At 39.3% G+C, this 21,507-nt stretch carries 19 protein-coding genes; 10 read left to right on the forward strand and 9 right to left on the reverse strand.

Annotation, left to right across the window (positions count from 1 at the left end; translation table 11 throughout):
* Positions 1–1,068, reverse strand: a complete 1,068-nt coding sequence (locus J5X91_RS02290) for an efflux RND transporter periplasmic adaptor subunit (protein WP_208833979.1) — start codon at positions 1,066–1,068, stop codon at positions 1–3.
* Positions 1,069–1,738: 670 nt separating this feature from the next.
* Here J5X91_RS02290 and J5X91_RS02295 point away from each other — a divergent pair.
* Complete coding sequence (locus tag J5X91_RS02295; RefSeq protein WP_244363715.1) at positions 1,739–2,758, forward strand: catalase family peroxidase; 1,020 nt, start codon at positions 1,739–1,741, stop codon at positions 2,756–2,758.
* 16 nt (positions 2,759–2,774) lie between these two features.
* Positions 2,775–3,314 (forward strand): cytochrome b, encoded by a 540-nt coding sequence (locus J5X91_RS02300; protein WP_208833980.1) that lies wholly within the window; start codon positions 2,775–2,777, stop codon positions 3,312–3,314.
* Positions 3,315–3,406: 92 nt separating this feature from the next.
* Here J5X91_RS02300 and J5X91_RS02305 read toward each other — a convergent pair whose 3' ends face one another.
* From J5X91_RS02305 to hisG, 6 genes are read right to left on the reverse strand one after another with little or no spacing between them, the layout of a single operon-like run.
* A complete protein-coding gene (locus J5X91_RS02305; protein ID WP_208833981.1) occupies positions 3,407–4,150 on the reverse strand; it encodes a 1-(5-phosphoribosyl)-5-[(5-phosphoribosylamino)methylideneamino] imidazole-4-carboxamide isomerase in 744 nt (247 codons plus the stop codon).
* A gap of 33 nt (positions 4,151–4,183) precedes the next feature.
* On the reverse strand, positions 4,184–4,774 hold the full coding sequence (gene hisH, locus J5X91_RS02310; protein WP_041454940.1) for an imidazole glycerol phosphate synthase subunit HisH: 591 nt from the start codon (positions 4,772–4,774) through the stop codon (positions 4,184–4,186).
* A complete protein-coding gene (hisB, locus tag J5X91_RS02315) occupies positions 4,771–5,832 on the reverse strand; it encodes a bifunctional histidinol-phosphatase/imidazoleglycerol-phosphate dehydratase HisB (RefSeq protein ID WP_011330115.1) in 1,062 nt (353 codons plus the stop codon). The genes hisH and hisB overlap by 4 nt, the downstream gene beginning before the upstream one ends.
* Positions 5,829–6,938: a histidinol-phosphate transaminase gene (hisC, locus tag J5X91_RS02320; protein ID WP_208833982.1), complete on the reverse strand. Its 1,110-nt coding sequence runs from the start codon at positions 6,936–6,938 to the stop codon at positions 5,829–5,831. Before hisC ends, hisB begins: the two co-directional genes overlap by 4 nt.
* On the reverse strand, positions 6,928–8,229 hold the full coding sequence (hisD, locus tag J5X91_RS02325; protein WP_208833983.1) for a histidinol dehydrogenase: 1,302 nt from the start codon (positions 8,227–8,229) through the stop codon (positions 6,928–6,930). Before hisD ends, hisC begins: the two co-directional genes overlap by 11 nt.
* Before the next feature lie 5 nt (positions 8,230–8,234).
* Positions 8,235–9,134 carry an ATP phosphoribosyltransferase gene (gene hisG / locus J5X91_RS02330; protein ID WP_011330118.1) on the reverse strand — a complete coding sequence of 300 codons (900 nt, stop codon included), beginning with the start codon at positions 9,132–9,134 and terminating at the stop codon, positions 8,235–8,237.
* 396 nt (positions 9,135–9,530) lie between these two features.
* On the opposite strand from hisG, the gene J5X91_RS02335 reads away from it, so the two are divergent.
* A complete protein-coding gene (locus tag J5X91_RS02335) occupies positions 9,531–9,767 on the forward strand; it encodes a hypothetical protein (RefSeq protein ID WP_011330119.1) in 237 nt (78 codons plus the stop codon).
* 108 nt (positions 9,768–9,875) lie between these two features.
* Here J5X91_RS02335 and J5X91_RS02340 read toward each other — a convergent pair whose 3' ends face one another.
* Positions 9,876–11,171 (reverse strand): sodium:proton antiporter, encoded by a 1,296-nt coding sequence (locus J5X91_RS02340; RefSeq protein ID WP_086993462.1) that lies wholly within the window; start codon positions 11,169–11,171, stop codon positions 9,876–9,878.
* Between the two features lie 334 nt (positions 11,172–11,505).
* On the opposite strand from J5X91_RS02340, the gene J5X91_RS02345 reads away from it, so the two are divergent.
* The 3 genes from J5X91_RS02345 (at position 11,506) to J5X91_RS02355 (ending at position 14,542) form a co-directional block, all read left to right on the forward strand.
* The gene (locus J5X91_RS02345) at positions 11,506–13,422 is read left to right on the forward strand and encodes an ATP-dependent DNA helicase (RefSeq protein ID WP_208833984.1); all 1,917 of its coding nucleotides are present in this window, start codon (positions 11,506–11,508) and stop codon (positions 13,420–13,422) included.
* Positions 13,423–13,431: 9 nt separating this feature from the next.
* Entirely contained in the window at positions 13,432–14,136 is a 705-nt protein-coding gene (gene tsaB, locus J5X91_RS02350) for a tRNA (adenosine(37)-N6)-threonylcarbamoyltransferase complex dimerization subunit type 1 TsaB (RefSeq protein WP_208833985.1), read from the forward strand.
* Positions 14,137–14,212: 76 nt separating this feature from the next.
* On the forward strand, positions 14,213–14,542 hold the full coding sequence (locus J5X91_RS02355; protein ID WP_089369288.1) for a hypothetical protein: 330 nt from the start codon (positions 14,213–14,215) through the stop codon (positions 14,540–14,542).
* Positions 14,543–14,633: 91 nt separating this feature from the next.
* Here the strand turns inward: J5X91_RS02355 and J5X91_RS02360 are convergent, their stop codons facing one another.
* Positions 14,634–15,923, reverse strand: coding sequence for an alkaline phosphatase (locus J5X91_RS02360; protein ID WP_208833986.1), 1,290 nt, complete (start codon positions 15,921–15,923; stop codon positions 14,634–14,636).
* Positions 15,924–16,247: 324 nt separating this feature from the next.
* Here J5X91_RS02360 and J5X91_RS02365 point away from each other — a divergent pair, with 324 nt between their 5' ends.
* The 4 genes from J5X91_RS02365 to kch all read left to right on the forward strand — a co-directional run bounded on the left by J5X91_RS02365 (position 16,248) and on the right by kch (position 21,411).
* On the forward strand, positions 16,248–17,099 hold the full coding sequence (locus J5X91_RS02365; protein ID WP_208833987.1) for an alpha/beta hydrolase: 852 nt from the start codon (positions 16,248–16,250) through the stop codon (positions 17,097–17,099).
* A gap of 114 nt (positions 17,100–17,213) precedes the next feature.
* Positions 17,214–18,866, forward strand: coding sequence for a long-chain-fatty-acid--CoA ligase FadD (gene fadD, locus J5X91_RS02370; protein WP_208833988.1), 1,653 nt, complete (start codon positions 17,214–17,216; stop codon positions 18,864–18,866).
* A gap of 51 nt (positions 18,867–18,917) precedes the next feature.
* Positions 18,918–20,048, forward strand: a complete 1,131-nt coding sequence (gene rnd / locus J5X91_RS02375; protein ID WP_208833989.1) for a ribonuclease D — start codon at positions 18,918–18,920, stop codon at positions 20,046–20,048.
* Positions 20,049–20,235: 187 nt separating this feature from the next.
* Entirely contained in the window at positions 20,236–21,411 is a 1,176-nt protein-coding gene (kch, locus tag J5X91_RS02380; protein WP_208833990.1) for a voltage-gated potassium channel protein, read from the forward strand.
* Positions 21,412–21,507 lie beyond the last annotated feature (96 nt).

Raw genomic sequence — 21,507 nt, forward strand, 5'->3', positions numbered from 1 at the left:
CTATGACTTAGTCCAAGCGCGTACTTTCATACCATCGGTTACATAATTTGCACCAGCACCAACAATTACATCGCCGGCTTTTATACCACTGGTAACAACAAGTTCTTCACCAATACCGTTTACTAAGGTCACAACCGTTTTACTCACGATCATAGATTCACTTACTGTCCATACATAGTGCTGGCCATTTTCTTCAAAAATAGCAAATGTAGGTAGCGTAATTTCATTTGTAGTCGATTTATTATCAAACTCGATACGTAAACTGGCATTCATGCCGGGTAAAATATTTAGATTTTGCGGTACAGCAAATGAAAACCTAACCTCATAAGTTTGGCTAGACGTATCAGCTTCTAAATTAGCGCGACGAAATGTAGCAGGAATAGAAGTATTAGCAGCTGATTCTAAAAGTACAAAGGCACGGCTGCCTTTGCGGGAGTCAACAGTGGCAACAATAGAAGATGGAATATTAACAACTACTTCCATTTCGCCTTTACCAAATAAAGTAACTATATGTTGGCCCGCATTTACATTTTCCAGCGCTTCTACGGGTACAGCGGCTACAATTGCATCATAAGGGGCGACTAATGTACTGTCTGTTAGTGCTTTTTTTGCTGAGTCATAGCGAGCTTGAGCAACTTCTTTTTTCGATTTTAGCTGCTCTATATCTCTAGCCGAAATTACGCCATCTTTAGAGAGTTTAATTCCGCGATTAAAGTCATTATCAGCTGTTTCATACTGTATCTTTGTAGAGTTTACTTCGTTAATAAAGTTACGCTTTTCTAGCGATGCCAGTTCGTCACCTTTTAATACGGGTTGTGCTGCAATAACATTGAGTTTTTCTATTTTACCGCCAACTTGAAACGCCAGCTTTGAGCTTTTTATCGCATCGACAGTGGCAGGGTAAGTGAGAATGTTTGATTGCGCAGTATCTTTAATGGTAATTAATTTAACTGGCTTTGGAGCCTTTTCAATTTTTGTATCTACTTCAGGCTCAGAGCAGCCCGACAGTAGTACCGCTAATGCAATGCTTAGCGTATATCGATTTTTTACTACGTGTTTCATATTCATATTTTATGCCTTTTATAAAAATCAGGTACGCTTAAACTATATAAATCGGTAAACTTACATCAAATTGTGTAACTATTGGCGAGCTTGCTAACCTTATTATTTATAAGGGTGTCACCATTACTTTTACTAACCTTCACTACGAGTATGAATAATTATACCAAACCGATTGAGTGTAGTTATGTATTGTTATGCTGTTATTAGAAGTAAACGCTATAAAGCCAAATACTGCAATTATAATTGTTATTACAATGTTAAATTAATATTTGTTTTATAAAGGGTGTACTTTAGCGCATATTTTAAGAATAACATTGTAAATTCAATACGTTAATATATCTGTATGTTAGTGTTTTATTTTGTATGATTGTGTAATTCAAACGTACACTCAGTTGATAAAACAATATCAATAAGACAAAGCGTTAATATTGCAAGCGAGATAAAACTAATTTTTATGATGTTGTTACTTTAACGTATTAGCAGGCAAAGATTAAAAAAGTCTGGTCAAGACTCGCAAACCTGTGATCGTAAATTTAACTATATGAGTATAAAAAATAATTAATGATGTTCACGAAATTAAATTTGCCTTAATAAGGTCTGTTAAGTGCTAGTAATCTGTTTTTTTAAATTACAGATAAATATAATTCCCCTTCAATATAAAGATGTTATTAAAAATATGAAAAAACCTAATATATTTCGTAAGCTTGCTCTGCTTATCATTATTTCACTATTTGCTACTACTATATTGTATTTTGGCGGCGTGTTTAGTAGTGGGGTTACAGCCCAACGCTTTGTAAACTTACAGCAAGGGGGAAATCCTCACCCTACTTTTCGTCGCGCCCATGCCAAGGGCATTTGTATAGCGGGGTCATTTGAATCAAACGGCGCTTTAGCTAGTTATTCACAAGCACAAATTTTTAACTTGGGTTCAACACCACTTTTAGGGCGTTTTTCAGTTGCAGGAAATAATCCCACCGCACCTGATTTAAAATCACCCGTACGTAGTTTAGCATTTTCATTAACTGCAAATGCTAATCAAGAATGGCGTGTGGCAATGAACACACCACCAGTAATGGCAGTGGCTACACCAACTGCTTTTTTTGAGCAATTACAAGCGCTCTCACCCGACCCAGTAACAAAAAAGCGTAGCCCCGAAAAAATAAAAGCATTTTTTGACGCTCATCCAGAAAGCGCAGCGTTTAATAAATGGAAAGCCAGTTATGTGCCAACCCATAGTTTTGCTACTGAAACCTACAACAGTATTAATGCTTTTTACCTTGTAGATGAGCAAGGTAAAAAACGGGCAGTACGTTGGATTGCTAAGCCACAAAGTACCGCTAAAAGCAGTGCACAAATTGATTTAGATTCTAATGATGCACTACAGCAGCAATTAAGTGATGAATTAGCAATTGGACCGATTAAGTTTGATCTTATTTTTACCTTTGCAGATGCCAGTGATGATGAAAATAATCCTACTATTTTGTGGCCAGAGTCACGTAAATCAATTAATGCAGGCACAGTTGCTATTACGCGTTTTCAAGCACAAGAGGGTGGCCAATGTGCAAATATGAACTTTGATCCACTTGTTTTACCTACAGGCATTGAGCCAACTGCAGATCCTATATTACGTGCCAGAGCATCCAGTTACGCTGAGTCATTTCGTCGTCGTGCTAAAGAAGTACTTTTAAATAATTAATAATAGGGAATGTAGTATGAAAACAGTAACTAAGTACTCACCAGCCAGTATGCTTATTCATTGGACAATGGCAGTATTAATTATTTCGATGTTGTTTTTGGGTTTATCTATGGTGCAAAGTTTAGCGGTTTGGCAAATAGAGGCAGTATTATTACATAAGTCGTTTGGGGTTTTAGCATTGTTTTTAGTATGTATTCGGTTAATAAACAAATCGCTTACTACTAGTCCTAAACTCCCCAGTAGCGTTGCAAAGCCACAAGCACTTGCGGCGCACCTCACGCAATTAGGTTTATACACAACGATGATTCTAATGCCAATATCGGGCTGGTTAATGCAAAATGCAGATGGCAGAAGTATCAGTTTCTTTGGCTTGTTCAGCCTGCCAAACTTACTTGAGAAGAATATAAGTTATTATGGCTTTTTGCGTGAATCGCATGCAATTATAGCGGTTTTATTCCTGCTATTTATTTTTATGCATGTGAGCGCAACGCTATACCATGGTTTGCTTAAGCAAGATGGGGTTTTATCATCTATGCTACCGGGTAAAAATAAATAACTTATTATTAACTTAGCACCGCAGTATTAAATACAATTGTAAAAAGCACATAAAATAACGTTTATGTGCTTTCTTCGTTTCGCTTGACTTATTTAATCATTATCAGAGTTGGTATAAGACGCTAACGCTTGCTCGACACTAAAAGCGCCATCGAGCAGTGATTTACCTAAAATAATACCGCCAATCCCCAGCTCTTTGAGCTTTTTAATGTCATCAAGAGAGCTTACGCCACCAGATGCTTGTACTTTAATAGTTGGGTTATGCTTAATTAAATCCTCGTACAGCGCGAACGATGGGCCGGTCATGGTGCCATCCTTGCTGATGTCCGTACATAAAAAATCGATAACACCTAAGTTAGCATAAAAATCTACTAGCTCAAGTAAACCAAACTCAGATTCAGTTAGCCAACCATGGGTTGCCGGAGCCCAGCCAGTGGCTGTTTTATTTACATCAAGGGCAATAACAAAGTGTTCTGCGCCAAACTGCTCAATCCAGGCTTTAACTTGTTCGCGTTTTTCAACCGCCATTGAGCCAATAACCACTTGGTTTGCGCCGGCTTTTAGCCAATCACTTACATCTTGCTCACAGCGAATGCCACCGCCAACTTGATACGGCACATTAAGTGCTTTTGTAGCCGCTTGAATGTGTTGCCACTGTTTTTTACTTGGATCGCGGGCACCTTCTAAATCAACTAAGTGAAGTTTACCTGCGCCGCTGTCGGCGTATTCTTTTAAACGCGCGCCTAACTCGAATGGGTAAAACTGTACAGTCTCGTATTTGCCTTGGTATAAGCGCACAATTTGATTTTGTAATACGTCTAATGCTGGAATAATCACAGTGTGTCTCTTTATTAATAGATGAGGGGCAGTCTACAACTGCCAATCAACAAAATTTTGTAATAAACGCGCGCCTATTTTAGCGCTGCGCTCTGGGTGAAACTGCATGCCGGCATAGTTATCTTTGGCCACTATGGCCGAAAAACGTTGTCCGTACTCGCCGCTTACTAATGTGGCGTTGTTTACCGTGTGCGCAAAGCTGTGTACAAAGTACACTTGCTCGTCGGGTGTTAGTCCTTTTGTTAAGGCATGCTCTTTATTTATGGTTAAATTGTTCCAGCCCATATGCGGTGACGTAAGTTGACCTACATCAAGCGCTGTTACATGCCCAGGTATTTTACCTAAGCACTGCACGTTACCTTCTTCGGTGCTTTCGCACAGTAACTGCATACCTAAGCAAATACCCATTAGCGGGCGCTGGTATTCGTTTATAGCGTGTTGCCAACCGTTATCGACTAAGCGTTTCATGGCAACCGAAGCATGGCCAACACCGGGTAATATAGCGCGCTCAAAACCCGCTAACTGCTCTGGAGAGGTAATTACAGTTGGCGTTTGTCCTAAACGTTCAAAGGCAAAACGCACTGAGTTTATATTAGCGCACCCGGTATTTATTATCGCAATCATAAACACCCTTTAGAGCTAGCAGTTTGCTGGCTAATATCTTGCGCTATTGCCATGCGCAGTGCGCGAGAAAAAGCTTTAAATAAACCCTCTACTTGATGATGGCAGTTACCGTCGCTTACCGATAAAATTAGGCTAATTGCGGCGTTATCGCTTAAGCTTTTGAAAAAATGCTCAACCATTTGTACATCTAAATCGCCTGCTTTTTCGCGGCTAAAATTAGCGTTAAGTACAAACGAAGCACGCCCCGATAAATCAATTTGTGCTTCGGCTTTACATTCATCCATTGGCAGGGCAAAACCATAGCGAGCAATTTGCGATTTAGTGCCTAAGGCTTGTTTAAGTGCAACACCTAGAGCAATACCTATGTCTTCAACAAGGTGGTGCTCGTCTATGTGCAAATCGCCTTTGGCTTTAATGTTTAAACCAATGTTGGCGTGGGTGCGAATTTGATCAAGCATATGATCAAAAAAGCCAAGGCCGGTATCTATACTGCCGTTTTTAGTTTGATCTAAGTTTATTGCTACATCTATTTGAGTTTCTTTGGTATTACGTGTAACGCGGCCCTCGCGGTTTGCGGTAGTTAGTTTAGTAACTATTGCACTCCAATCGCCATCGTACAAAATACCTTCGCAACATAAATTTTGCGCCAGGCCTATATCAGTTTCACGGTCGCCAATTACAAAAGAGCGCGCTAAATCTACTTTGCCAGAACGCATTAGCTCGGTAAGTAAACCTGTTTTAGGTTTACGGCAATCGCAGTTTTGCTCGTCAAAGTGTGGACAAATTAATACCTCGTCAAAGTTAATGCCTTGGCTTTGTAGTATGTCCATCATTTTGTTTTGGGCTAGATCAAAATCCTGTGTAGGAAAGCTGTCGGTGCCTAAACCATCTTGGTTAGATACCATTACTAAGCGATAGCCTGCTGCTTGTAATTGTAATAATGCGGGCATTACACCGGGTAAAAACGCCAGCTTTTCAAGGCTGTCTACCTGTTTATCGGTAATTGGCTCTTCAATTATGGTGCCGTCGCGGTCAATAAATAAATAGGGGTTACTCATGATACTTCCTGTTGTGCTGAAATTGCTGAGGCTGTTGGCAATGCTAGGCCATCAAGCCAAATTTTTACTTGTTTAAGTTCTTGTTCGCTACCAATTGAAATGCGTAGCCAGTCGCTTTCACCATATAAGGTAAAAGCGCGCATAACCAAACCTTGATCAAGTGCGATTTTAAAATAGTTTTTATCGGCTAACTTTAAAGTAACAAAGTTACCTTCACCAGTGAGAATTTTTAATACAGCAGGCGATTCACTTAGCCACTGTACAAGTTTAGCTTTTAAAGCGTTTAAAATAATCACTTGGCGGCGCATTGAGGTAATTGCATCGGGAGCAATTGCTTGCGCTGCAATACTTGCTACTACGCCAGATACCGGATACGGCGCTATTACTTTACGAATTGGCGCAAGAGTTGCTGCTTGTGCAAGCGTAAAACCGGTTCTAAGGCCTGCCAGTGCAAATGCTTTTGAAAGGGTACGTAGCACCACTACATTACTAAATTGGTTTATTAATTTTGTAGCGCTTTGCTCTGGGCAAAATTCTATATAGGCTTCATCAACAATAACCAATGCTTTATCTGCAAGTGCTGTTGCAATTGCTGTCACTTTATCAAGTGGGGTTAAGCTGCCTGTGGGGTTATTTGGGTTACAAATAAATACCAATTTTGAGCTGCCAACCGCATCTACTATTTCATCAACACTGCCATTTAATAATAGCGCTTGTGTTAGTGCGTTAATGGCGACATTGTGTGTATCGGCAGTGACTTTATACATGCCGTAAGTTGGCAAAAATAGCGCAATGCTGTCTTTTGCGCTTTCGCAGTATGTTCGCACTAAAAGCTCTATGCCTTCGTCGGCACCACGGGTCATTAGCACGTTTTCGCTTTCAAGCTCTGCATACGCCGCGTAGCGATCAATAACCAGTTGTGGTTGTGGATCTGGATAGCGGTTTAAATCTTCAACACTCAGCTGGATGGTTTTAGCATACGGACTTTCGTTGGCATTTAACCAAGTTGTGCCGCTTAACTTTTCACTTTTAGCTGAGCTGTAAGCAGCAAGCGCTGCAATATTTGCTGGTAATAAGTTATTAGCTTGCGTGCTCTCATTGCTCATTTTTAATTGCCTCTAAGCGAATTGAAACCGCATTTGCGTGAGCATCAAGGCCCTCGGCATTTGCAAGGGGTAAAATAGCTTTTGACAGCTGGGTTAAACCACTTTTAGTAATTGTTTGCACTGTGTAGGTGCGAAAAAAATCAAGTAAGTTCAAGCTAGAATAGCTTGCGCTATAACCATAGGTTGGCAATACGTGATTAGTACCTGATGCATAATCGCCTGCCGATTCAGGCGTATAATCACCCACAAATACTGAGCCCGCATTTTTAACTTTATCTAGGTAGGGTGTGGAGTCTGCTAGTTGCAAAATTAAGTGCTCAGGGCCGTACTGCGCTGATACGTCAAACGCTTGTGCGATTGAGTCAACTAAAATAAGTGACGAGTTAGCCAAGGCTTGCTCGGCGGTTTCTTTGCGGCTTAATTTAGCAAGTTGGCGAGTAAGCGCCTGCTGAGTTTGCTCTATAATACTTTCGCTGTTACATAATAAAATAACTTGCGAGTCAGCACCGTGCTCTGCTTGTGAGAGTAAATCGGCGGCTATAAATTCTGGGTTTGCACGTTCATCTGCAATAACTAATACTTCAGATGGGCCTGCAGGCATATCAATGGCCATGCCAGGTACAGTTTGCGCCACAAGTTGCTTAGCCATAGTGACAAAGCTATTACCTGGGCCAAAAATTTTATTCACTTTAGGCACTGACTCTGTGCCATAAGCCATTGCTGCAATTGCGCCTGCGCCACCACTTTCTATTAGCGTGGTAATGCCGCATAATTTTGCTGCGTATAAAATAGCGGGGTTAATGGCTTTATCGCCTTGTACGGGGGTAGCAAGTACAACGGTTTTTGCACCGCTTAATTGGGCTAATACACCTTGCATAATAACCGACGATGGCAGTGGAGCACTGCCACCGGGTACATATATACCAACAGCTTCGATGGCTTGATATTTCAGTTCACACACAACGCCCGGTTGGGTCGATAATTTAATATCTTTAGGTAATTGCGCTTCATGAAAACATTTTACATTTGCATAAGCGGTATCAATGGCATACTTAAGCTCTGCACTGAGCGCCTGCTCAGATGCGTTTATTTCATCAAGCGGCACACGTAAACGTGGATTCGCTCTATTATCAAACTCTTTAGCCATGTCCAGCAAAGCCTCGTCGCCTTGCTCTTTTACTTTAGCTAAAATAGTTTTACATATAGCTTCAACCTTAGCGCTGGCCGAAACCGCAGGGCGTGTTAGCGCCGCTGCTTGTGCTTGTGAAGATTCCTCATTCCAACGAAGCATGTTACTTACTCCATCATTTTTTCAATAGGCATAACTAAAATTGAGTTAGCACCTAGGGCTTTTAGCTGCTCCATGGTTTCCCAAAATAAAGTTTCGCTGCTTACCATGTGCAGTGCTACATAATCATCACTACCGGCAAGGGCAAGTAGGGTAGGTTGACCAGAGCCAGGCAAAATTTCGCAAATTTCTTCAAGCTTATTTTTTGGCGCGTGTAGCATGATGTATTTGCTTTCTTTAGCTTGTCTAACACCACGTAGGCGCGGCATAAGCTTATTAATAAGTGCTAATTTATCGGTATCTTGTAGGTCTTTATTTTGAATTAAACAAGCGTTTGATTCTAAAATAGTATCGCCTTGCATTAATCCATTCGCTTCAAGCGTTGCGCCAGTAGAAACCAAATCACAAATTGCATCAGCAAGGCCTGCACGTGGCGCTACTTCAACCGAGCCGGTAAGCATAACCGTGCTGGCGTTAATGCCTTCGCGTTTTAAGTACTGTTTTAAAATTTCAGGGTAGGTGGTAGCAATGCGCTTGCCTTCAAACCAGCTCTTGTCTTGCTTACCAAGCTCTTGTGGCCACGCTAGTGCTAGGCGGCAGTAACCAAAGTCTAGTTTAGACAGTTTAGTTACTTCGCTTGGGATGCCTTGGCGTAAACGCTCAGCTTGCACTTCTACTAGTACGTTTTCACCCACTATACCTAAATCACATACGCCTTCCATTACTAAGCCCGGAATGTCGTCATCGCGCACACGTAATACATCAATTGGCATATTAGTTGAATGTGCAATTAAGCGTTGTTCACGAAGATTAAGTTTAATACCTAGCTGTTTAAGTAGCTCTTGGCAATCTTTTGAAAGGCGGCCGCCCTTTTGGATGGCGATACGTAGACGATTACTGTTGTTCATTATTCATTTTCCTTTAATTTAAAAACTAAAAACCCCGAGGCGGAACCTCAGGGCGAAAATGAATCAATTTGTATGACTCGCCAGAGGTTCCTTTTAGGAATAACCTCTCAGCGAAAGACCTGACAGGTTATTCCGATGAATGGTGGTGATGTACTGATGTCAGGTTTAAGCGCATTTTATTGTCCTATTTAACAAACGTTTATATAGTTAACGTGTGTTGTTATGTATCTCGATTTGTGCGTATTATAAAAACATAAAGCAGCATAATATGGCAAGCCTTTTTTTGCATAATTAAAGAATATGTTATAACCGCCGATATAAACTAGGATTAATGTATATTAACTTAAGCTTTAAAAGCTCATACCATAAATTGATTTTGGTATTGAAGGAGGATGTATGGATATTATGATCCCCTACTTAGGGCCAATTACGCGTTTAGCGCTCGAGCCTAAAGGGGCTTTTTATATTGCGGGCGTAAAACAAGGTGCGAGTACTGACAAAGTCGCATTAGATGAGCGTAAAAAACGAGAGTTAGAAAAGAAACAAAAGCTTTCACTTATCAACGAAAACACCGATAACTCGGGTATTAAAAAAGATGAAGACGGTACGCCGCACCTAGATACATGGGCATAAGTTGTTAAGCTGCGTTATTAAGCGCAGCTACAAAATAGATCAAATACGCCCCAAAATAGGCGCTATTTGATCATGTATATAACCAGTTAACCGCAGCAAAGTAATAGCTTAATTAGCCGTTTTTTTAGTTTGCTCTGCAGATGCAATACTGCTGTGAATAAGTGGTGAAATAGTTAAACCTTGAATAATAATTGAAAAAATCACCACTACATAGGTCACAATTACAATTAGGTTATGTAAATCAGAGCCGCCAATAAAAACTTCTTCACGGGGTATGGCCGCTGCCATGGCTAATGCTAAGCCACCTCTTAATCCGCCCCAGGTTAATATTTTAACGCTATGCTTGTCGTAACTTCTAAATTGTTTAAACAATACAAAAGGGGCACCTACACTAATAAAACGGGCTATAAGCACAGCAGGTATCATCAGCAAGCCTACGCCAATTTCACTTAGCGTAATGGGCATGGTCACTATGAGCATGCCAATAATTAAAAACAGTAGCGCATTTAAAAAGCTGTCAGTGGCATGCCAAAAGTCTTTTACATAACGGGTATCATCGGGCCCGGTGCGTTCAGTGGCTTTAGAGCGAGTAATATTACCTAACAAAATACCGCTGGTTACCATAGCAAGCGCGCCCGATATTTCCCATAAATTAGCCGCTGCAAATCCTGCGCTTGGGATAGTGAGAGTAATAAGCAAGCGAATATTTACGTCGCGACTATTAATAATTAAAAAGTGGCCAACCAGTGCAATAGCCAAGCCAAACGCTATACCACCAAGGGCATCAACAAAAAACAACTCGGCTATATCTTTAAAGTTTGCATCGGTACCATAAAAGGCTACTGAAAAAATAGTGGTAAATATAACTAAACCAATCCCATCGTTAAAAAGCGATTCGCCCTCAACTTGTACCGAAATACCCTCAGGTGCACGCATTTGCTTAATGATAGCCAGTACTGCAATTGGGTCGGTGGGGCTAATTAATGCACCAAATAATAAACAGTATATAAAAGGCACTGGCCAGCCAAAGGCTGCAAATAAGTAAAAACTTAAATAGCCAACTATAAAAGTAGAAACCAAGGTAGAAAACAAGACTAAAACGGTTATTTCCCAGCGTTGTTTTTTAAGAGCTTGCAGGTTAATTTCCAGTGCGCCGGCAAACAACAAAAAGCCTAGCATGCCTTTAAGAAGTAACTCATTAAAGTTAATACTCGAGACAATTTGGGTCATAGCTAACGCGTTTTGATCGCCCAAAAGCTTAACGGCAATGATCAACAATAATGAAATGACAACCGAGCCTGTGGTAATGGCAATAGTGGTTTGCATTTTAAGAATATATTGATTTGCAAATGCAATAAAAATAGCAAGTGCAGAAAGAAAGCAAATGAGGTACCAAGCATTCATCGATTAACCTTAATTAATTATAAGCGACACACAAAAAGCGAGTTTCAAGGCTGCTATGGTACTCCTGTCATATTATAGTGTCACAATATTTATAGGCGAATTAGGCGTTTAATTTAACTTTACTATCGCAACTGGTTAATAGTAAATGAGCCATTGTTAATAGTGTTGTCATAACTTTAAAGCTAAGTTAGTAATAACGTCTCTTGGTAATTTAGGATGAATAATTAAAATGAAGATTTTATTTTATAAATAGCGTCATAAAAGTAAAACTACTTTGTAATTACTTGCCCTTGGTGGTTAGCTTACGTAAAATCGTGCTATTATTTATTGTAAAGTGATTGGTATTATCAAACAGCTGTTTAGTGCAACCGGGCCTTTGGCGTTATCTTTAGATGGGTATACACCACGACAGCCACAAATAGATATGGCCGTTGCCGTTGCTGATGCGTTAAAAAACAGCTCACAACTAGTAGTTGAAGCCGGTACGGGCACAGGAAAAACCTTTGCCTACTTAGCCCCCGCGCTTAAATCAAAAGGTAAAACCATCATATCTACGGGCTCTAAAGCCCTGCAAGAGCAGTTATATCATCGCGACTTACCTCAACTCGTAAAAGCGTTAAGTGCTTCTAAAAAAACGGCATTATTAAAAGGCCGAGCAAACTACTTATGTACTTATCGACTTAATCAGCATGTGGCTCATGTACCTACCGACGATTCTGATGTAATGCACCAATTAGCTATGGTGGCTAAGTTTGCCAGCGAAACACAGTCAGGCGACTTAGCCGACTGTATTGGTATAGAAGACGATGCAAAAGTATTACCTTATGTAAACTCCACCGCAGACAACTGTTTAGGCAAAGAATGCCCCGACTTTCAAGCTTGTTATATAAGAAAAGCACGCTTAAATGCGGCTGATGCCGATATAGTGGTAATTAACCATCATTTATTTTTTGCTGATATGGCAGTAAAAGACAGTGGCTTTGCAGAGCTGATGCCCACAGCAGATGCTTATATATTTGACGAAGCACACCAATTAAGCGAAATTGCTAGTGATTACTTTGGCGAAAGCGTTAGCACTAAAAAGCTGGTGGATTTAATAAACGATTTACGCGCCATTTATCGAGCCGAAATCCCTGACATGTTGCAGCTAGGTAAAAGCTTAAATAAACTCGAAACCAGTGTTGCCGATTTACGCCTGCAGTTTGGCGTTGATGGCAGCCGTGGTGATTGGCGCGCTAAACTCAGCGATAAGCAAATTTGCGCCGCGTTGCATCGGGTTATTAGCGACCTAGACTTTGTTTATCAGGTATTAAAACTTTGCTTAGACAGAAGCGATAAAATAGAGCACCCGTTTGAACGTGCACTGTCGTTTAAAGGCCAGTTGGAGCGGGTATTCGATACCACGCAAACAGGTTTTAGCTATTGGTACGAAACCACCCGCCGTTATTTAACTATTAATATAACGCCATTAAATGTATCAGTTAAATTTGCTAAAATGATGGCCGATACAGGCGCAGGGTTTGTATTTACCTCGGCTACATTGTCGGTCGATAATCAGCTTAGCCACTTTAACGCCAGCCTTGGACTAACACCCAAACAAAGCATGATGGTAGATAGCCCGTTTGATTATCCAAACCAAGCACTGCTGTGTTTGCCGCGTTATTTACCTGAGTCGCACGCAGACAATATGCCCCACGCAATTGTAAAATTAACGCTGGAACTGATTAAGTCGACTAAAGGACGCTGTTTTGTGCTTTTTACAAGTTACCGTATGATGCATTTAGTAGCCGAAGGGCTTACTACGCAAATAGACTACCCAGTTTATATGCAAGGACAAATGTCGAAACGTATTATTTTAGAAAAGTTTACCCGTCATGGTAATGCAGTGCTATTAGGGACGGCTTCATTTTGGGAAGGGGTTGATGTACGCGGCAGTACGCTAAGCTGTGTTATTATTGATAAGCTTCCATTTGCCGCACCAGATGACCCTTTACTACAAGCTAAAATGCAAGACTGCCAAATGCAAGGAAAAGACCCCTTTGCACATATACAATTACCACAAGCAGTTATTGCGCTTAAGCAAGGAGTAGGGCGGTTAATACGCGACAGTAAAGACAAAGGCGTACTTGTAATATGCGATAATCGCTTAGTTACACGCCAGTACGGGCAAGTATTTTTAAAGAGCTTACCGCCAATGCGCCGCACGCGAAGCTTAGAAGATGCCAATAAATTTTTACAACAAATTAATTAGAGTAATAAAATGATCAAAAGTAATATTCTTGCCCTTGATGCGTCTACCGAAGCGCTATCAATTGTTTTACATTTTAAGGGGCAAACATTTCATCATTTTGAAGAATGCCCGCAGCAGCATAGTCAAAAAATACTGCCATTAATAGATCAGCTATTAACCAGCGCAAACTGTAAATTAAAAGACTTAGACGTAATTGGCTTTGGTCAAGGTCCAGGTAGTTTTACGGGAGTACGTATTAGTGTAGCTATTGCACAAGGCCTTGCATATTCAACTAAATTGCCACTTGTAGGGGTATCTACGTTAGCTATTATGGCGCAACAAGCGTTTGAGCAACACGGCCATGAAAGTGTTTATCCCAGTATTGACGCCCGCATGGGAGAGATTTACTTTGCGCATTACCAAGCACAAAACGGCTTAATGCAATTAGTTAATCAAGAATGCGTAATTAAACCTGAGTTGTTAAATCAAGATTATATAGCCAATAGTGCACCACAATCGGTTGCTGTAGGTACAGGGTTTAAAACATACCCTGATGCGTTGAATGATTTTGATAACGTAACTATTAATAGCGAGATCACACTGCCCGATGCACGCTACATGCTAGCATTTGTAGAGGCAGGCTTTTTAGCGGGTAACGTTGTAAAAGCAAGCGATGCACAGCCTAAATATGTACGCGATACTGTTACTTGGAAAAAGCTTCCAGGTCGAGAGTGAAAATTAAATAACGAGTATTTGCAAATCGGTTGTTTTTAAATCATAATTTTAAATAGATTAAGATTGGAGACGCGTAATGACGCTGCCTATTGGTTCAGGTTTTTTTACCGGAGATATTCCGGGTAGAGTTAGCTCTGCTAAAGTAGTTACTAATAAACCTCAAGGTTTGTTAGAGCACACTGCTGCGCCAAAAACGAATACCGATTATGTTAAAAACAGTCGTGAAGGCGTAGAGTTAGCCAATCAATTTTTTAAAGCGAACGCAGCAAATACACAATATAATCAAACTATTTACGACCAACCCTCAGCACAAGTAAGCAAGGCTATTTCCACTTATACCGAATTTGCAAATTTAGAACGACGTGCTGAAGTGCAAGATTTAATTGGTGTAGACATTTACGCTTAAATTACTCAAATATAAAATTTAAAAATAAAAAGCCCGAACATATTAGATGCTCGGGCTTTTTGTTTGTTACATATTCATTGTTTCTAATACGTTATTTTTCTATAAATGCAATTAGCTTATCGGCAATGTCAGTATTGTTTTGTGAGCCCGTAAATTGCTCGCTACCTTTACCATAGGCAAATACTTGTACATCAACTGCTGTGTGGCCACCAGTTGTCCAGCCAGTAAAGCTGGCATCGTTAATAATACTTTTAATGGCTAAATTTAAAGGCTTTTTACCCATTTTTTTAGCTTGCTCAAGTTTAATTTGGTGCTCAGCACTAAACTCAATATTAGTATTAGCCGACCAAACTGTTTTTAAATCACTGGCATCCATTAATAGCGAGGTTAATTTACCAGCCGAGGCTTTAACGCCTTTAACTATTTCGGTATCCCACTTGTATTGTCCGTGGGCACCAAGTGTTAAACCACCTGTTGAGTGATCTGCGGTAACAATTAAAATCGTGTCTTGGTTTTTATCAACGTATGCTTTTGCTTTTTCGACCGATTTAGCAAAATCGTCCATTTCTGCCATAGCACAGGCTATATCGTTAGCATGGCCACACCAATCAATTTGGCTGCCTTCAATCATCACAAAAAAACCTTCTTTGTTTTGGCCATCTAATAAATCAAGTGTTTTAGTGGTTAATCGTGCAAGGCGATTGGGGTGCTCATCAATTGCGTATGGAAGGCCTTTTTCGGCGTATAAACCAATGGCAGGGAGCTGCGTAATTTGGCCTAGGTTATTAATGTCGTCGGAGTATTGATAACCAGCGGCTTTAAATTCTTCAATTAAGTTACGGTCCTCACGAATAAAATATTTAGTCCCTCCACCTAGCATTAAATCAACGGGTAGCTTGCCCGCAATTTTATTGTCAATGTAATCATTAGCAATTTCATCGTAGTTACCGCGAGATTCATTATGAGCTGCAAAGCTTGCCGGTGTGGCGTGGTTAATTTGCAAAGTAGCGACAAGTGCCGTGGTCATACCGCGCTCTTTTGCAATTTCTAACATCGTTTTAACGGGCTTTTTATTGGTATCTACGCCAATAGCACCGTTATAGCTTTTATGGCCGCTGCTTAACGCTGTAGCGCTTGCTGCGCTGTCGGTAACATAAGTATGATCGTCTGGGTAGGTGTGTGCCATGCCAGTTAAAATAGTATCGAATACAGTGCTTTCAATTGCTTTAGTGTTCGGGTCGTCTTTAAAGTAGCGATAAGCAGTTGTATAAGCTGGGCCCATACCATCGCCAATCATATAAATAATATTTTTTGGTGCCGAATCTGCATAAGCACTTGTTGCGCTGCATAAAAGCGCCAATAAACTGAGCTGTTTTTTCATGTTTGTACCTTTTAAATGTACTTAATTTAATAGCTTGGAGTTATTGTATACAGTTAATATGATAAATAAATTAATATCGATGAACGACTAAAGCAAAGTGTTAAAGTTATATTGCGCTTAAGCTTTATTAAATCAGGATCACATAAACTAACTTACTTGCTTAGTTATAATTACTCCTTTGTTTTAAATTAGTTGGTAGCAAATACCTATCATTAAAGGTTACATTGTCTATAACTACTGAAGGATAGATTTAAAAACACCTTTTAAAACACGTTAGAGCTAACAGTTATAAATAATCATTAATAAAATTAATAGGGGTGTGCTGTGGAACCATTTAATATTCAAATCAATAATTTAAATATTCATGGTTTAAAAACGGGAAGTGGAGATGAAGTTGTAATTGCGCTACATGGCTGGCTTGATAATAGTGCAAGTTATATCCCTATGTTAGCAAATGCCAAAGTGCAGCAAACGTGGTATTGCCTTGATTTTGCCGGACACGGATTGTCGTCATGGCGTAGCGACGACGCACACTATTATTTTGTAGATTATATTGATGATATATATCAGTTTATAAATACTCTAGGGGTAAAAAAAATACATTTAGTAGGGCACTCTATGGGAGCTATGGTGGCGGGTGTGTTTGCAAGCTGCTTTAGTGACTATGTAACGTCTGTAACATTTATAGAAGGGATAGGGTGCGTAACAACTCCAACTGAAGAAGTAACGCAACAACTTAAAAGTGCTATTTTAAACCGAGACAGACTAAAAAATAAAAAGCCAAGAGTGTATCAATCGAAAGAGCAAATAAACCAAGCACGTGCGCAAACAACAGATTTAAGTAGCCAGCTTGTTGAGGTGTTAATGGAGCGCAATATTAAAACAATTAAAAATGGATTTGCATTAACAACCGACCCAAAGCTTAAAAATCATTCAGGTTTTAGGTTTGATGAGGCGCAATGTATTGGTGCAATAAAAAATTTAATTGCGCCATGCCAGTTAATACTAGGGGATGCAGGCTATACTTTTGTAAAACAAAATTTAGAAAACTATGCTAAATATTACAATAGCTTAAATGTAATAACTGTAGAGGGCGGGCATCACTGTCATATGCAAAGTAGTGCGCACTGTTTTGAACAGATTCAAGCATTTATGGTGCAAAGTAGCGTGTGTTAATTGTATATTAGCGTTAAATGTGGGATTATTCTCCATTAGAGTATTTGCTCAATTGTCAAAGTGCCTTACTTAGATTAAGGTTAATAAAAATATAACTATAAACAGGGGCTAAGAGTGGAAAAAATTTGGCTTAAGCGCTACCCAGAAGGTATGCCTGAAACTATCGATCCTGAGCACTACGCCTCATTACTCGAAGTGTTTGAAAAAAGTTTTACCGACTACAAAGATTTACCCGCATTTACAAATATGGGTAAAACCTTGTCTTATGATGAAATTGATACAGCAACTAAAAAAGTTGCGTCTTATATTCAAAATGATTTAGGCCTTAAAAAATGTGACAAAGTGGCAGTTATGATGCCTAACTTGTTACAAACGCCCATTGCTATTTTAGGTATTTTACGCGCAGGCTGTGTTGTTGTTAATGTAAATCCACTCTACACAGTGCGTGAACTTGAGCACCAACTAAAAGATTCTGATACTTCAGCAATTTTTATATTGGCTAACTTTGCCGATACACTGGAAAAAGCGCTACCGCATACCGATGTTAAACATATTATTGTTACCCAAGTAGGCGACATGATGGGTGGCATTAAAAAGCATGTTGTAAACTTTGTTGTTAAGTACATTAAAAAAATGGTGCCAAGCTATACTTTGCCAAATACCATTGATTTTTGCGACTTACTTAAAGCCGACGAAAATGCCTATGTACGCCCAGAGGTTAACTTAAGTGATTTAGCTTTTTTACAATATACCGGCGGAACAACGGGTGTATCTAAAGGCGCAATGTTAAGCCACGGTAATATGGTAGGTAATCTTGAGCAAGTATCGGGATGTTTAGACCCAGTGCTTGTGCGTGGTAAAGAAGTAGTAATAACTGCGTTGCCGCTTTATCATATTTTTGCATTAACAGCTAACTGCTTAACATTTATGAAGTATGGCGGATTAAATGTACTTATAACTAATCCTCGCGACATGCCTGGTTTTATTAAAGAATTAAGTAAAGCTAAATTTACTGCTATTACGGGTGTAAATACTTTATTTAATGGTTTGTTAAACACACCAGGATTTGCCGAACTTGATTTTAGTCATTTAAAAATGTCATTAGGTGGCGGTATGGCTGTACAACGCCCAGTTGCTGAAAAATGGCAAACAGTTACAAAATCTAAGTTAATGGAAGGGTATGGTTTAACCGAGTGTTCTCCTTTAGTTACCGTTAGTCCTTATGACTTAACTGCATATAATGGCTCAATTGGTTTACCGGCTCCAAGTACCGAAATCAAATTAATTCTTGATAATGGCCAAGAAGCAGCAAAAGGTGAACCAGGAGAACTTTGGGTTAAAGGTCCTCAGGTTATGCTTGGTTACTACAAACGCCCAGATGCAACCGCTGAGAGCTTACAAAATGGCTGGTTTGCTACCGGTGACATAGCAACGTATGACGACGAAGGTTTCTTTTATATCGTTGATCGTAAAAAAGATATGATTATTGTCTCGGGCTTTAATGTATTCCCTAACGAAATTGAAGAAGTTGTTGCCATGCACGATGGAGTGCTTGAAGTAGCAGCTATTGGTATCCCTCACGATACGAGTGGTGAACAAGTTAAAGTTTTTGTTGTAAAAAAAGACCCTTCTTTAACTGAAAAAGATATAATAAAACACTGTCGTGATAATTTAACTAATTATAAGGTGCCTAAGCTTGTTGAGTTTAGGGATGAGTTACCTAAAACTAACGTAGGTAAAATACTCAGAAGAGCCTTGAAAGATTAGCAACCATTAAAAAAGCCGACATATGTCGGCTTTTTTATTGTAGGAGACTAAGTGCACTACCAATTAATTGAAACCCAAAATCAGCTTAATACTTTTGTTGAGCAAATTAAAAACAAACCCGTTTTAGCCATAGACACAGAGTTTATGCGCCGTCGTACTTTGTACCCAGAAGTTGCACTTATTCAAGTTTATGATGGCGAGCATTTAGCACTTATAGATCCACTGGCAGAACTGTCATTATTCGATTTTTGGCAAATTTTAAAAGATCCTGCTGTTTTAAAAGTATTTCATTCCCCTTCAGAAGACATAGAAGTTTTTCAAAAGTACGCAGGGTTTGTTCCTACACCATTATTCGATACTCAATTTGCACTGCAAATTTTAGGCGAAGGAAACTGCATGGGCTTTGCCCTTATGGTAAAAACCTTACTGAATATTGAAATAGATAAAAGTGAATCACGTACAAATTGGTTGCAACGCCCATTAACAAATAAACAATTAGAGTACGCTGCTGCCGATGCCTATCATTTATTACCCTGTTTTAATCTTATTATTGACAGTGTAAAAGCCGCCGATTTATTTAATATTGTTATTAGCGAAAGTGAGTTAGTAGCTAATAAGCGTGAATTTCAAACCCCAGATGAGCTGCTCTACAAAGACATCAAAAATGCATGGCAACTAAGACCACATGAACTTGCTATATTAAGAGAGCTGGCAGTATGGCGTCGAAATAAAGCAATTCGTAAAAATTTAGCACTTAACTTTGTATTAAAAGAACACAATATGACAGAAATTGCTAAACGAGGCCCTGCAAGTTTAAATGCATTAAGGCAAATTCCGGGCGTTGAGGCGATAGAAGTGAACCGCTCGGGAGTCGAAATACTAAAGTGTATTGAGCAAGCAAAAGCACTGCCTGAGGAGCAACACCCGGCAATTTTAAAGCGTTTAATAGACTTTCCTAGTTATAAAAAAGTAGCGAAAGAAATAAAACAAAAAATTAATAAAGTTGCCAAAGAACATAATATTCCAGAAGATGTAATGGCTTCTAAAAAACAGGTTAATCAATTAATTAGTTGGAATTGGAAGTTATCTGCAACACAAAAAGAGCAGCATATTAAACCAGATTTGCTTAGTTCTTGGCGCTATTTTTTTGTAAAAGATACACTAAAAGAATGGGATGTTTGAGCGTATTTAAGTCTCTTGGTTAGCTTACATAGGTAACTTACTTAATAGTGTAGTGAGCTAACAGGTATAAATACTAAGCTATTATAAGTGCACCTAATATTGGGTGGCAGTTATAATAGCTTTATTAATTTATTTGCTATTCATCGAGTGGTATTATGTATATGCCACTGTTATTAAAGTGCTTTTTATGAAAGTTGAAACAATAAAACGTAAACTACTAGAACTGTGTAAACCAGCTTGGATATTAGCCATTTTGGTTGCTTTTAATGGTTACTGGTTAATTAAACCGGTTGTTGCACGTATGCTCGAAATGCTACCGGGTGTATTAAACTGGTCGCTCGATTGGTTAAATTTAATTGATAAAATAGGAATAACAGAACTACCGCGCTTTATTTTAGGTGCAGGTTTAATAATAATGTCGGTTGGCTTAGCTTTAAAAGCACGTTTAGCGTGGGCTTTTTCACTGATATTATTAATAGTGGTTGCGGTTATTAGTATTTCATCGTCAAGCTCTGGGCTAATATTATTGTCTTACACTATGGTTGTGAGCATGTTATTACTCGTATACTGGAAAAGCTTTGATGGCTCTAGTATTACCGCAGGTAGTTTGTTTGCTTTAACTAGCACAGGTGCATTAATGCTTTATGCTGTGTTTGGCACTTTGTATTTAGGCAGCGAGTTTAGTACCCCTATTACCGATTTACCCACTGCATTTTACTTTTCTATTGTGAGCATGTCGACAGTAGGCTATGGCGATCTTTACCCTGTAACGTCTACGGCGAGACTATTTACCGCATCAATTATTGTTATGGGTATTACCGTTTTTGCTACTTCTATCAGTGCTATTATAGGCCCTGTAATTGGTGGTAATCTTAAAAAAATTGTTAAAGGTAGGATTTCGAACGTAATGAGAAAAAATCATTTTATTATTTTAGGTATTTCACCCACCGCACACAGTGTATATGCCGGTTTGGTAGAGCGTGGCGATGCAGTTACTTTAGTGTGCCCAACAGGGTCTGAACACGAATACCCGGTAGATGCAGACATTGTTTATGGCGACTCAAGCTCGGCAGATATCTTAATAGAAGCGGGCGCTAAAAAGGCAAATTATATTTTAGCGTTACGTAATGATGATGCTGAAAATGCGTTTAGTATTTTAGCCGCTAAAGAAGTTGCTGGCGAGGACACCAAAACAATTGCTTTAGTTAATTCAAGTAAGCATATACCGCAAATTAAACGTGTAAAACCTGACGTGGTATTTTCATTGCAACTACTAGGTAGTGAGTTATTAGTGAGAACGTTAAAGGGTGAGACTATTGATAATAAACTGATCACTAAATTATTCTTTGGTAACGAAGAATAAGCACTCGTAATTACTGAGTTATAAAACGGTTAAATAGAGTAACTAAAAAGTATTGTGACCCAATAAAGTGCTATTTTACATTGGCCTTTGGGTCAC

The organism is Pseudoalteromonas sp. K222D (assembly GCF_017653575.1).
Classification (GTDB): domain Bacteria; phylum Pseudomonadota; class Gammaproteobacteria; order Enterobacterales; family Alteromonadaceae; genus Pseudoalteromonas; species Pseudoalteromonas nigrifaciens.

Bases quoted from the DNA above. Each gene is read 5' to 3' on its own strand.
- J5X91_RS02290 (WP_208833979.1), bottom strand. From the start codon at position 1,068: ATGAATATGAAACACGTAGTAAAAAATCGATATACGCTAAGCATTGCA.
- J5X91_RS02295 (WP_244363715.1), top strand. From the start codon at position 1,739: ATGAAAAAACCTAATATATTTCGTAAGCTTGCTCTGCTTATCATTATT.
- J5X91_RS02300 (WP_208833980.1), top strand. From the start codon at position 2,775: ATGAAAACAGTAACTAAGTACTCACCAGCCAGTATGCTTATTCATTGG.
- hisH (WP_041454940.1), bottom strand. From the start codon at position 4,774: ATGATTGCGATAATAAATACCGGGTGCGCTAATATAAACTCAGTGCGT.
- hisB (WP_011330115.1), bottom strand. From the start codon at position 5,832: ATGAGTAACCCCTATTTATTTATTGACCGCGACGGCACCATAATTGAA.
- hisC (WP_208833982.1), bottom strand. From the start codon at position 6,938: ATGAGCAATGAGAGCACGCAAGCTAATAACTTATTACCAGCAAATATT.
- hisD (WP_208833983.1), bottom strand. From the start codon at position 8,229: ATGCTTCGTTGGAATGAGGAATCTTCACAAGCACAAGCAGCGGCGCTA.
- hisG (WP_011330118.1), bottom strand. From the start codon at position 9,134: ATGAACAACAGTAATCGTCTACGTATCGCCATCCAAAAGGGCGGCCGC.
- J5X91_RS02335 (WP_011330119.1), top strand. From the start codon at position 9,531: ATGGATATTATGATCCCCTACTTAGGGCCAATTACGCGTTTAGCGCTC.
- J5X91_RS02340 (WP_086993462.1), bottom strand. From the start codon at position 11,171: ATGAATGCTTGGTACCTCATTTGCTTTCTTTCTGCACTTGCTATTTTT.
- tsaB (WP_208833985.1), top strand. From the start codon at position 13,432: ATGATCAAAAGTAATATTCTTGCCCTTGATGCGTCTACCGAAGCGCTA.
- J5X91_RS02355 (WP_089369288.1), top strand. From the start codon at position 14,213: ATGACGCTGCCTATTGGTTCAGGTTTTTTTACCGGAGATATTCCGGGT.
- J5X91_RS02360 (WP_208833986.1), bottom strand. From the start codon at position 15,923: ATGAAAAAACAGCTCAGTTTATTGGCGCTTTTATGCAGCGCAACAAGT.
- kch (WP_208833990.1), top strand. From the start codon at position 20,236: ATGAAAGTTGAAACAATAAAACGTAAACTACTAGAACTGTGTAAACCA.